The organism is Rhodococcus sp. ABRD24 (genome assembly GCF_004328705.1).
In the GTDB taxonomy this organism is placed as follows: Bacteria; Actinomycetota; Actinomycetes; order Mycobacteriales; family Mycobacteriaceae; genus Prescottella.
This window is the reverse complement of sequence record NZ_CP035319.1, coordinates 3,859,006-3,871,527: the sequence shown is the minus strand read 5'-3', so window position 1 is coordinate 3,871,527 and position 12,522 is coordinate 3,859,006. Positions and strand designations below refer to the sequence as shown.

Below are 12,522 nucleotides of genomic sequence, written 5' to 3'. Positions count from 1 at the left end.
CATGCGTACCGGAGCCGAATACCTAGCTTCTCTGAACGACGGCCGAGTGGTTCTCGTCGACGGAAAAAAGGTCGAGGACGTCAGCCGGAATCCCGCGTTTGCGCCCGCAGCCCAGACGATTGCCGAGATGTTCGATCTGGCCGCGGACCCCACCCGGAACATGCAGTACACCGCACCCGAGACCGGGTCCACCGCCAACCGTGTCTTCGGAATTCCCCGCAGTGCCGAAGAACTGCGCCTCCGGCGTGAGGCCATCCAGACCTGGGCGCGGCACACCAACGGCTGGGTCGGACGCAGCCCTGATCATGTGGGCACCTTCATCGCCTCTTTCGCGGCGCACCCGGAGGTGTTCGCCGGGGGCGAGCACGATTTCGCTGCGAACATCACGGCGTTCCACAAGCGCGTGCTCGAGGAGAACCTCTACGTCTCGTACGCGATCATCCCGCCACAGGTCTCCCGCGCGACGACCGCATCGGGCTGGGATGGCGAGTACCTCCAGGTCGGTGTGGTCCGAGAGACGGACGAGGGGATCGTCGTGCGCGGGTCGCAGATGCTCGCCACCGGCGCTGCGATTGCCGACGAGATTCTCGTCTCCTGCATCAAGCCGCTCGGCCCGGACGATCAGGACTTCGCGATCTCCTTCGTCGTACCCGCTGCCGCAGAAGGCTTGAAGCTGTACTGCCGTCGACCTTATGCGCCCGCTGCCACGAGCAGCTTCGATTACCCCCTCACCAGTCGGTACGACGAGCCGGACGCCCTCGTCGTGTTCGACGATGTCCTGATCCCTTGGGAACGGGTTTTCGTCGACCGAGACACGGCGGGCGTTCGTCGGCAGTTCTTCGACACCGGCGCGCACCTGCTGGGGAACTGGCAGGCCCAGATCAGGTTCGCCACCAAACTGCAGTTCATCGCCGGAGTCGCTCGCCGAGTCACTCAGGTGAACGGTGTAGACAAGATTCCCAGCGTCCAGGAGAAGCTCGGTGAGCTGGCCGCGCTGGTATCAGGTGTGGAGTCCGCGATCCTCGCCGGCGAGTACACCGCCGAACCCGACGACGCTGGCCAGTGGCTGCCCGGCCGTCGGGCGATCTACGGTTCGATGGGGCTGCAGTCCGAGACGTACCCCCGAGTGCTGGCGATCCTGCGGGACCTGGTCGGTGGAGGTGTACTGCAACTGCCGTCCAGCGTGCACGACATGACCAGCCCGTTGACCTCGCGCGACATCACGCACTACGTGCAATCTCCAGGTGTCGCGTCCGAGGAGCGGATCAAGCTCTTCAAGCTCGCGTGGGACATCATCGGATCCGAGTTTGCGGGCCGACACCAGCAGTACGAGATGTTCTATGCGGGAGCACCTTTCGTCGTCAAGGGTGCATACACTTACCGAAACTACGGATACGAGGAGTCCCTCCAGCTCGTGGAGGACTTCCTCAGCTCCTACAAGCTCGAAACCGCCTGAAGGGAACAGATCATGGCAAAGCCCGAATACGAGTTCTTCCCGGTCACCGATATCGACTACACAGTCTGTCCGGGAGACAACCCGATGATCACCGAACGCATCCTGGCCTCGGACCCAGAGGGAAGGGTGGCAACGCGGATCCTGCGGTACGAGCCCGGCGCCGACTCGACACCGATGGGCGTCCAGAAGCACGACTTCTGGGAAGAGGTCTACATCTTGGAAGGATCGTTCACCGATCTCACACTGGGGGAGACATTCACGGCGGGGATGTACGCCTGCCGTCCGCCGGGAATGCCACACGGTCCTTGGAGCACAGACGAAGGTGTCGTGACCTTCGAAGTCCGGTACCACAGCAAGTAGGTCCGACAATGACTCTGCCTGCATTCCAGACCCCCACCCCGACGGACATGCGGCGCAGCATGGGCCGTTTCACCACCGGCGTCGCCGTCGTCAGTGCCGACGACGGCTCCGGCGATCCGTGTGCGATGACGATCAGTTCGCTCACCTCGATAAGTCTCGAACCGGCGATCCTTCTCGTTTCCCTCACCCAGGGGTCGCGGACAACCACAGCAGTCGACCAGACCGGAGCTTTTGCGGTGTCGATCCTGGGCTCGAGACAGGAGGCACTTGCCCGCCGTTTCGCTACCCGTGGCGGTGCCAGGTTCGAGGATCTGCCCTTCGACCTGGGCCGCGCCGGCCTGCCGATGATCAAAGATGCCCTCGCACAACTCGAGTGCACGGTCCACGCCGCGCACGACGTTGGAGACCATCGCGTCTTCTACGGCGAGGTTACCGATATGCGTTGGCGTGACGGGAACGGACTCGCCTTCTACTCGGGTCGTTTCGGTGATTTCCTCGATTTCGGGCACGACGAGGTGCCCTGGTTGTTCTGACCGGAACGATTGCCCCGCCGACACAGTGGCGGCATCCGACACGTTCGGGCTGGACGTACACATCGACCAGCCCGAACGTGCCGTCCCCAGTCACGTACGCTCAGCAGTGTCACGGCTGAGCGACGGCCGCCGACGTTCAACCGTCCCCGTGATGTTCGACGGTCCACGCGGCGATCTGTGCGCGCGATTTGAAGCCCAGTTTGTCCCGTATGTGCTCGACGTGCCCCTCGACGGTGCGCTGAGAGATCACCAGCCTCTCGGCGATCGCCTTGTTCGTCATCCCCTGTGCCACGAGGTCCGCCACCTCGCGCTCTCGAGGGGTCAACCCGCCGCTGTCGGCCGTGGGTGACGGCAGAATGTCCGGCGGCTGTTCGCCGAGCGCATAGGCGATTGCCTCGTCGAGACTCATCGTCTTCCCCCACTCGAACGCCGCGTCGTATGCCTTGTTCCCCAGCGCATCAACTGCGGATCGCACGCAGGAATCGTGATAGTCGACCATGGTCCGAAACGTCGCCATGGGACTACCCGTAGCGGCGAACAGGGTGTCGGCGACGCCCATCAGCACTGCGGCCCGCTCCGGGTTTGCCTCGGCGGCCGTCCACGCGAGTTCCTCGAAACACCATGCGAAACCGAATTGATTGCCCAGTATGCGAAGCTGCGGCAGGGACTGTTCTAGAAGCTCGGTTCCGCGCTCGCATTCACCGCGGCGCCACATCGTGAATCCGTAGTCGGACATCGCCATTGCGCGCCACATAGTCTCTCCGTGGGCATCGGCCAGCTCGAGGAGTTCGTCGTAGAGATCAGCCGATCGTGCCGGATCGCCGAGGGTGTCGACGACGAATCCGAGCCAGTACAACACCTGGATCAGTCGGGAATCATCTCCGTCCGCTCGAAAGAACTCGGCGGCCTGTTCCAGCGAGACGCCACCCAGGTCGAGATCGTCGCGGGCGACCGCGCAGCAGCCCCGCGCGAATGCGGCCAGCGCGCCCAGGGATGGATCTGCCACCCGATCGGCTATGCGGCGGGCCTTCTCCGCGAGCACCGTGCTCGCCGGTATGTCTCGCTGCAGTGCCGCCAGCACACTGTCTACGCACATCGCGACGCCGAGGTCGACGGTCGGCGGCCCACCGTCACCGAGGGCGCGGTCGAGCCAGTAGCGTCCCTCGTTGAATTGACCTCGCACGATCCAGAACTCGTACAGCCCAGCGGGGATCCGCACGGCGGCGCCGGCGGACATCGGGTCGCCGAGACAGAACTCCATCGCCTCGCGCAGATTCGCTTGTTCGCTTTCGAGCCTCACCACCCACTCGATCTGCCGGGGGCCGATCCAATCACGTTGGGCTCCTTGCACGAGCGCCTCGTACCAATCCCGGTGCCGGCGACTCAGCAGGGTCGGCTCGCCATCCTCGCGCAACCGCTCCCGGCCGTACTCGCGGAGGGTGTCGAGCATGCGATACCGCACAGTCGCATCCGCCTCTTCTCGGATCAGGATCGACTTGTCGACCAATGACGTCACGAGATCGAGCAGATCGCCATCGGTCGGCTCGTCTGCCACCACGCCCTCGATCGCGTCCAACTCGAAGCTTCCCGCGAACACCGACAGACGCGCCCACAGCCACTGTTCGCGTGCAGTACACAGGTCGTAGCTCCAGTCGACGCACAATTTCAGAGTCTGTTGACGGCTCGGCGTGGTGCGGGTCCCCATGGTCAGCAGCCGGAATCGGTCGCTGAGGCGTTCGAGCACCTGGTTGACGGACAGCGCCCGCAGCCGGGCTGCCGCCAGCTCGATCGGCAGGGGCATGCCCTCGAGTCGCTCACAGATCCGGGCAACCACGGGACTGGTGTCGTCGGTGAGCCGGAAACTGGGCACGGCGGTACGCGCCCTCTCCTCGAACAGCACCATCGCGTCGTAGCTGGACGCCGCGGCCGGTGACGAGATCGATCCGGATCCATCCGGGACAGTCAACGGCGGCACCCGCATCACGACCTCCCCACCGATGCCGAGCGGTTCTCGACTGGTCGCCAGGATCGACAATCCGGGGCAGGCTCGGAGCAGCGACGCCGTGAGAGCGGCAACGGGAGCGACGAGGTGCTCACAGTTGTCGAACACCAACAATGCTCGGCGGGCCGCGAGATGATCGATCAGCACTGCCTCCGGCGACCGAACCGACCAGTCCTGAAGGCCGAGGGTTCCGGCCACGGTCTGCGCCAACAGGTCGGCATCGTGGAGCTGGCTCAGGTCGACGAACCAAGTGCCGTCGACAAATGCTCGCTGTGCGTCCCCGGCCACCCGGAGGGCGAGCCGCGTCTTGCCGACCCCTCCCGGTCCAGCCAGCGTCAGGAGGCGTGATTCGGATAGCAGCCGCCGGGCTTCGGCGATCTCGAGCCTGCGACCGACAAAACTGTTGACCTCTTCGGGCAGGTTTCCCCGTCCGGCTCTGCTCTGCGTCATACCGCCCGTCCTGGAAGGCAAGTTCCCAGCCCTCCCCTCGGGTCGGCTCACTGGATGCGCAGCCCGAGCGCCCGGGATCCGCGCGCAACAAGCACGAATTCAGGATACGTCGGTTTCGGCACCGCAAGCCGCTCGATCTCCGGACCGTCGGCAACTTCCGCCGGCCGCCGCGCCGCAATCGCCGCCCCTTCCACACCCGAGCAGTCGGCGCCGTCCTACGATTTGTCTCGACCGTTCTGCTGTCGAAGGGAACCAGGAATGACCACGAATACCGAACAGCGCGAGTTCCAGACGGAGACTCGACAGATTCTGGATCTGATGATCCACTCGGTGTACTCCAACAAGGACACCTTCCTCCGGGAGCTCGTCTCCAACGCCTCGGACGCACTGGACAAGTTGAAGCTCGAAGCGTTCCGCGACAAGGACCTCGAGGCCGATACGTCCGATCTGCACATCGACCTCGCGGTCGACAAGGAGGCGCGCACGCTGACTGTGCAGGACAACGGCATCGGCATGTCCCGCGACGAGGTGATCGACCTGATCGGCACGCTTGCGAAGTCGGGGACGGCCGAGCTGCGCCGCAAGCTGCGCGAGGCCAGAGAAGGCGCGGCCGCAGCTTCCGCACAGGAAGAATTGATCGGCCAGTTCGGCATCGGCTTCTATTCGACGTTCATGGTCGCCGACAAGGTCACGCTGCTCACCCGCAAGGCCGGCGAGAAGCACGCGACACGGTGGGAATCCAGCGGCGACGCCACGTACACGATCGAGACCGTCGACGACGCCCCCCAGGGCACGTCGGTGACGCTGCACCTCAAGCCCGAGGACGTCGAGGACCACCTGTACGACTACGCGTCCGAGCGCAAGCTCCGCGAGATCGTCAAGCGCTACTCGGATTTCATCGCCTACCCGGTCCGGATGCAGGTCGAGCGTCCGGCACCGAAGAGTGACGACGACGCCGACGACGCGCCGAAGACGGTCGTCGAGACCGAAACGCTCAACTCGATGAAGGCGCTGTGGGCCCGCCCGCGCAGCGAGGTCTCCGACGACGAGTACAACGAGTTCTACAAGCACGTCAGCCACTCGTGGGACGACCCGCTCGAGGTCATCCCGATGAAGGCCGAGGGCACCTTCGAGTACCAGGCGCTGCTGTTCATCCCTTCACACGCGCCGTTCGACCTGTTCTCGCGGGAGCACCGCGCCGGCATCCACCTGTACGTCAAGCGGGTGTTCATCATGGACGACTGCGAGGAACTCATGCCCGAGTACCTGCGCTTCGTCAAGGGTGTCGTGGACGCGCAGGACCTGTCGCTCAACGTCTCTCGCGAGATTCTGCAGCAGGACCGGCAGATCCGTGCGATCCGCCGTCGCCTCACCAAGAAGGTCCTCACCACCATCAAGGACATGCTCTCGTCCGAGGACGAGGCCACCCGGGAGAAGTACCGGACCGTATGGTCGCAGTTCGGTCGGGTCCTCAAGGAGGGTCTGCTCTCGGACTTCGACAACCGCGACACCCTGCTCGAGATCTCCTCGTTCGCGTCGACACACAGCGAGGACGAGCAGACCACGCTCGCGCAGTACGTCGAACGGATGAAGGACGGCCAGGAGCAGATCTACTACCTCACCGGCGAGTCCCGCCAGCAGCTCGAGGCGTCCCCGCACATGGAGGCGTTCCGCGCGAGAGGACTCGAGGTGCTGCTGCTGACCGATCCGGTCGACGAGATGTGGGTGACGTCGGTACCGGAGTTCGACGGCAAGCCGCTCCAGTCGATTGCGAAGGGTGAGGTGGACCTCGACACCGAGGAGGAGAAGAAGGACGCCGAGGCCAAGCGGGAGGAACAGGACAAGCAGTTCGCCGACGTCCTCGCCTGGCTCACCTCGGCGCTCGAGGATCAGGTCAAGCAGGTGCGACTGTCAACCCGCCTGACCGACTCCCCCGCCTGCATCGTCGGCGACGAGTTCGGAATGACACCGTCGCTCGAGCGCATGTACCGCGCCTCGGGCCAGGAGGTCCCGCACTTCAAGCGGATCCTCGAGCTCAACCCGACGCACCCACTGGTCGAAGGTCTGCGCGCCGCGCACGCCGAGCGCGGCGACGACCCGAGCCTCGCCGAGACCGCCGAATTGCTCTACGGCACCGCACTTCTCGCAGAGGGCGGCGAGCTGGAAGATCCGGCACACTTCGCAAAAATGCTCGCGAATCGCCTGGCCCGGACCATCTAGGCACGCTCACAGGTTCGACGCAGCGCCCGCGGGAGTCCCCTCCCGCGGGCGCTGTCGTGCGCGGGGACGGCCGCATCGAGCACTGCCCCCGAAACTGGCCATGAACCTCCCCTGGGTGCGTAGCATCTAACCCATCTCGTTCGATTCCCTTCGGGAGGCCGACGTGCGTGGACTTGGCATCGATCTCGGAACTACGAACACTGTCGTCGGGACCTTGGACGACGGAATCGTCCTGAACGAACCGTCTTTCATGCTGGTTCGGAACAAAGATCCGCACCGTGCCCTCGCGATCGGCCAGGACGCGCGCAACCTCGTCGGCCGAACGCCCGCAGGAATCACGCAGGTTCGCCCGATGCGCGACGGCGTGATCGTGGATCTGGAGTCGGCCCGAGCTTTCGTCACAGCAGTCCTCGAGCAGGTCGCCCCGCACCGGCGGTACGGTCGGCGGCCGACGGCGGTCATCTCGGCTCCGGCCGGGGCCACCCCGCTCGAGCGCCGGGCACTGCTCGAGGTCGGGCACGAGGCCGGCCTGCGCAAGGTCGGACTGATCCCCGGACCGGTGGCGGGAGCACTCGGGTGCGGCGTCAACCCACTCGAACCTCGCGCCCACCTCATCGTGAGCGTCGGTGGCGGCACCTCGGAAGTCACCGCCATCTGTTTCGGTGGCGTGATCTCGCACCGCAGTTGCCAACTGGCCGGGGAGGAACTGACCGAGGCGCTGCACCACCACCTGCGTGAGGAGCACCAGATCATCGTCGGCGAGCTGACCGCGGAGCGCGCCAAGATCGGCGCACCCGAGACCGCCGGGGAACAATCCCTCGTGGTGGAGGGGCTCGACGCCGTCACTGGCCGTGCACGGCTGATCTCACTCGATGTCGAGGAGATCGTGGAAGCGCTGCGGCCGACCACGACCGGCATCGTGCAGACCTTGGCCGCGTGCCTGGAAGACCTTCCCCCGCAGGCGATCAGTGACGTGATGTCCGAGGGCGTCCTGGTGATCGGGGGCAGCGCGATGCTCCGCGGGCTGTCTCACCTGTTCGAAGAATCCTTCGGGCTCCCGGTGAAGACCGCCGACCATCCGCTGACATGCGTCGCCGAGGGCGCCACGGCCTGTCTCGATCACCCGGAGGTCGTTGCCGCCTACAGCGGCTGATCACCCAGCTCCGAGCCCGAAGAACATCCGGTCACCGACCCGGTGCCGGTGCCGCCGGCCCCGGTCGCTCCGCCAGGTAGCGCTCGAGTATCGCCTTGACGACCGGCCCGGACGTCGCCGATCCGAAGCCACCGCCGCGCACCAGGGCCGTGACAACGATTTCGGGAGACTCGAAGGGCACCACCGCAGAGAACCAGGCGTTGAGGCCACCCGGCGCCGACGGGTCCTCCGCCGTGCCGGTCTTGGCGCCGGCCGTCACCGGCAGCGTGGCGAGCTGTCCGGCAGTACCGGCCGTGGCCGACGCCCGCATCCCGGCGCGGACGGGACCGAGCTTGTCGGCGAACGGAAGCCGCTGCGGCTCCCCCGTCGGAATGGGCGCCCCGTCTCCGGTCGCGTCGGCGGCGGCGAGCTGCGGGGTGACGATCGACCCGGTGGCGATGCCGGACGTCCACCGCGCCACCTGAACCGGGGTCGCCGTCACGGTGCCCTGACCGATACCCATCAACAGGGTCGAACCCGGGTACCAGGTGCCACCGATGTCCGCGACCGTTTCCGGAGTGCCGAGGAACCCCGCGGACTCGCCGGGAAGATCGATGCCCGATCGGCTGCCCACGCCGAGTTCGGAGGCGGTCCTCGCCATCCGCTCGGGACCGAGGAGCTCGCCGAGCTTGTAGAAGTACACGTTGTCCGACCACTGGATCGCGCCCAGCAGCTTGTTGGGCCCCATCGGTTGCCAGTTCGCGAACGTGTGCCCGCCGTAGCTGTAGGCGGCGCCGGTCTCGATCACTCGCTCCGGGTCCAGGACCTGATCCTCCTGGTTCGCCGACGCCACGACGATCTTGAAGGTCGAGCCGGGCGGCGCGGCGGTCTGGTAGGCGTGGTTGAGCATCCGGCCGGGTCCGGTCCCCTCGGTCTGTGCGGCCAGCGCGACGGCGTCGACGGGCGGACCGTAGACGTTGTTGTCGTACCCGGGGACGCTGGCGAGTGCGAGCACCCCACCGGTGCGCGCGTCCATCACCACAGCAGCACCCAGGTCACCTCCGCTGCTGCGGACCGCCTGGGCCAGTGCGTCCGTCGCCAGGGTCTGCAAGCCGATGTCGAGGTGCAGTCGTAGGTTGTGGCCCGGTACCGGATCCACGCGCTCGGCCGGTCCGACCAGATTCCCGGCGGGATCGACATAGACGCACTGTCTGCCGTCGGTGCCGCGGAGCAGTGCGTCGTACTGCTTCTCGAGACCAGCTCGGCCGACCCGAGACCCGAGTGCGAGTTGCGGCCAGCGTTCCATGTCCTGCGGATCGCCGACACCGACGTAGCCGAGGACGGAAGCGAGCGCGGCTCCGGACGGATAGTGTCGCCGGCCTGAGGGGACGACGAGCACACCGGGGAGCTTCGCATCGATGATCCGACGCGCCTGATCGGGGGGAACCTGGCCGACGACGGCCTGCATCTCCCCTTCGCCGCGGCCCGCCAGGGCCTTCGTCAGCTCGGCGTCGGGCTCGCCCAGCAGCGCGGCGAGCATGGTGCGATCCCCGGAATCGTCCTCGTCGAACATTCGGCTGACCACCGAGATGGAGTACTCGGGCACGTTGGTCGCCAACGGCACACCGTTCCGGTCGAGGATCTCGCCCCGCTCGGCGGGCAGTCGGATGCAGCGGGTCATCTGGGTATCGCTCAGCGCGCGCAACTCCGGACCGCGGTCGCTCTGCAACTGCCAGGCGAAGATTGACATCGCCACGAGGAGTGCGGTGACCGCGAGAGAACCCGCGGTGACGCCCCGCGGCCGGCGACGGCGCGTGGACGGCTGAGCCCAGAGCGGCCGACCGACACCGTCGCGGCGCACGGCGAGCACGAGCCCGATCGCGACGAATCCGACGACCGCGACGGTGCCGCCGTAGCTGAACATCGGTAGCGGCATTCCGGTCTGGGGCAGCACCGACAGGCTCGCACCGATGGACAGCACCGCATGGATACCGAACAGCCCGCCGACGCCCGCGGCCACGAGCGCGGCTTCCCGGGTCCGGGCCCGTCGTGCGGCGAGCGCGGCACGCCAGGTGATCACCAGGCTGGCCGCGATGACGGCAATACCGGCGAACAGCCCCCACCCGTATACGACGCTCGCGAAAGCGAGGTCGTGCTCCGCTTCGGGAAGGTAAGCGGCCCTCAGATCGTAGATGGGGTCTCGCGCCAGGCCCCACAGACCACCACTGCCGATTGCGATATCGGCCTGCATCGATGCCCAGCCCGATCCGCTCGGATCGGCGTCACTCGACACGAAAGTCTGGATCCGTTCGAGCTGGTACGGGCGGAGGAAGAGCACGGCAATGGGCAGCGCGGCGATCCCCAGCGCGAACACCGGCATCAGCGGCGCCATCGGCACCCTGGCCAGGATCAGCATCAACAGCGCAATCGCGACGAGCACCACGGCACTCGACAGGTCTGGCTGCAGAGCGACGAGTGCCACGACGGCACCCGCGATCGCCAACGCCGCCGCCAACCGGCCGAACGTATAGCCGCCGGCCAGAATCGTTGCCGACACCATGACCAGACCGAGCTTGGCAATCTCGGACGGCTGGACGGTGAACAGGCCGAAGTCCAGCCACCGCTGGGCGCCCTTGACCGCGACCCCGACGAGCGGCACCGCTGCCAGCATCACGACCGAGACCCCGAGAGTCGCCACTCCGAAGCGGGCCAGGTTGTTCACCCGCATGCGCGAGACGACCCACATCAACCCGAGTCCGATCACGGTGAAGAACGCATGGCGGATCGCCTGCGACGTGAGCCCGATCGAGACCAGGTTGAGCAGGCCGAGGACAGCGAGGACGACCGCCGCCGCAACGATCCAGGGGTCGGATTCCCGATCGTGTCCCCGCACCCGGCCGCCGTCCCCACTCATCGGCAGGCCGCCTGCTCGGCGGGCACGTACAGCGGCTCCGACGCGACGACCGCCGGGGCGCTCGTGACCGCGGCGATGGCCAGAGCGGAGCCGTCGGGCAGCGTGGTCCGGCTCAGTCCGTACACGCCGTTCCGCCCCGGCTCGGCGGGCATGGTGACGTCACCGCCCCCGTGCACCTCACCGGTGCACCGGTCGTAGACGTTCAGCTTCCAGGTGATCGCACCGACCGCTGACGGATCCAGACGGACGTCCACCCGTACCGCGCACGGCCTGCCGGGGCTGCACGACCCGTCGGCGAAACTCGCTGTGACACCAGCGATCTGACCCGCAGCTGCCGGAGCTCCGGTATCGACCGGCGCGGGCGTGGTACCGCCCGCCGCCGCCGGTTCCGCCGGTTCGGGCGGCGGCGGCGACACCGGCTCGATCCGGTTCTGCGCGGAGGACGTGTCCACTGGATCGAGAATGGCGTCCCAGCCGCGGCTCAGTTGTTCCCACGCGCGAGGAGCCGCCATGACGGACCCGGCAAGAACGACGATCGCGAGCACTGCGTAGACACCCTGACGCCGGGACGGCCGACGTCGACGGCTGTGCCAGGGGCTTCGGACCGGCGGGTACCAACCGGCGCTCGGCACCAGCGACCCGGCAGGCACGGACGGACCGCTCGGCATGGCAGTCCGATCTTCCCGATCCTCCACTGCCGCGCCGTCCAGATCGGGCCGGACCATCGTCGCCCTGACGAGTTCGCCGATCTGGCGCCTCCGCCGGGACTCGTCGACGAGGTCGAGCTCGGGATCGATCACCCGACGAACCCGACGAATCAGTCCATCCGGATCCTTTGTGCCCGAAACCGATTCGTTCAGAAGATCACCGAACCCAGAACCTCGGCAGTTCGTCGCGATACTGCGGATCAGGACCGCGGTCGCGTCATCCGTCTCGATGTGGGAGCCGCCGTCGATCGTGAGCCGTCCGCCGTCGGACACCATGACGGAGTCGTCCCGCACCGTCACCGGTCGGCCACGTCGCACGCTTGCCAGTTCGACCTGGCCGATCAGGTCCGCGACCAGTTGCGCGGCCTGTGCCGACGTCAGCCGCGCGACCGCGAGCAGCGTCGGGAGTCCGACTCCGACAGTGCCGCCACCCGAGTCGTCCTCGACTGGTTCGGGTGTTTGCGGTCGGGCCGTTTCGGGCTCGCTTCCGTTCGCGTGGACTCCCAAGGCTGCTTCGTTCATCGCGCATCCCCGAAACGATCTGCCTCCCGCGGGCGGCAACAGAACCGGAGCGGGCGGGCGGTGGACTGGGCTGTGCTTGCTCGTGTCGAAATCCATTGCGCCTGTTCGAATCTATTTAACTCCGATCCGGTCCACCGAGGGGAGGAATCGCGAAGGCGAGAAGCTCGCGCTCGCGCCGGCGCACACAATCCGACCGGCCTCCGATCATCGGAACCCGCGGTCGCCG

At 66.8% G+C, this 12,522-nt stretch carries 8 protein-coding genes; 5 read left to right on the top strand and 3 right to left on the bottom strand.

Annotated features, from left to right (window positions below; translation table 11 throughout):
• The first annotated feature begins 1 nt into the window (after position 1).
• Genes ERC79_RS17200 through ERC79_RS17190 form a run of 3 tightly spaced genes read left to right on the top strand, consistent with a single transcriptional unit; the run spans position 2 to position 2,349 of the window.
• Positions 2 to 1,456, top strand: a complete 1,455-nt coding sequence (locus ERC79_RS17200; protein ID WP_131579643.1) for a 4-hydroxyphenylacetate 3-hydroxylase N-terminal domain-containing protein — start codon at positions 2 to 4, stop codon at positions 1,454 to 1,456.
• Between the two features lie 12 nt (positions 1,457 to 1,468).
• Positions 1,469 to 1,816: a cupin domain-containing protein gene (locus tag ERC79_RS17195; protein ID WP_131579642.1), complete on the top strand. Its 348-nt coding sequence runs from the start codon at positions 1,469 to 1,471 to the stop codon at positions 1,814 to 1,816.
• A gap of 8 nt (positions 1,817 to 1,824) precedes the next feature.
• Positions 1,825 to 2,349: a flavin reductase family protein gene (locus ERC79_RS17190; RefSeq protein ID WP_131579641.1), complete on the top strand. Its 525-nt coding sequence runs from the start codon at positions 1,825 to 1,827 to the stop codon at positions 2,347 to 2,349.
• Between the two features lie 136 nt (positions 2,350 to 2,485).
• Here the strand turns inward: ERC79_RS17190 and ERC79_RS17185 are convergent, their stop codons facing one another.
• Complete coding sequence (locus ERC79_RS17185) at positions 2,486 to 4,801, bottom strand: LuxR C-terminal-related transcriptional regulator (protein WP_131579640.1); 2,316 nt, start codon at positions 4,799 to 4,801, stop codon at positions 2,486 to 2,488.
• Positions 4,802 to 5,059: 258 nt separating this feature from the next.
• Between ERC79_RS17185 and htpG the strand changes: the two genes are divergently transcribed.
• Complete coding sequence (gene htpG, locus ERC79_RS17180; RefSeq protein ID WP_131579639.1) at positions 5,060 to 7,021, top strand: molecular chaperone HtpG; 1,962 nt, start codon at positions 5,060 to 5,062, stop codon at positions 7,019 to 7,021.
• A 163-nt stretch (positions 7,022 to 7,184) separates the two neighbouring features.
• On the top strand, positions 7,185 to 8,174 hold the full coding sequence (locus ERC79_RS17175; RefSeq protein WP_131579638.1) for a rod shape-determining protein: 990 nt from the start codon (positions 7,185 to 7,187) through the stop codon (positions 8,172 to 8,174).
• 31 nt (positions 8,175 to 8,205) lie between these two features.
• Here ERC79_RS17175 and ERC79_RS17170 read toward each other — a convergent pair whose 3' ends face one another.
• On the bottom strand, positions 8,206 to 11,067 hold the full coding sequence (locus ERC79_RS17170) for an FtsW/RodA/SpoVE family cell cycle protein (RefSeq protein ID WP_131579637.1): 2,862 nt from the start codon (positions 11,065 to 11,067) through the stop codon (positions 8,206 to 8,208).
• Positions 11,064 to 12,296 (bottom strand): hypothetical protein, encoded by a 1,233-nt coding sequence (locus tag ERC79_RS17165; RefSeq protein WP_131579636.1) that lies wholly within the window; start codon positions 12,294 to 12,296, stop codon positions 11,064 to 11,066. The genes ERC79_RS17170 and ERC79_RS17165 overlap by 4 nt, the downstream gene beginning before the upstream one ends.
• Positions 12,297 to 12,522 lie beyond the last annotated feature (226 nt).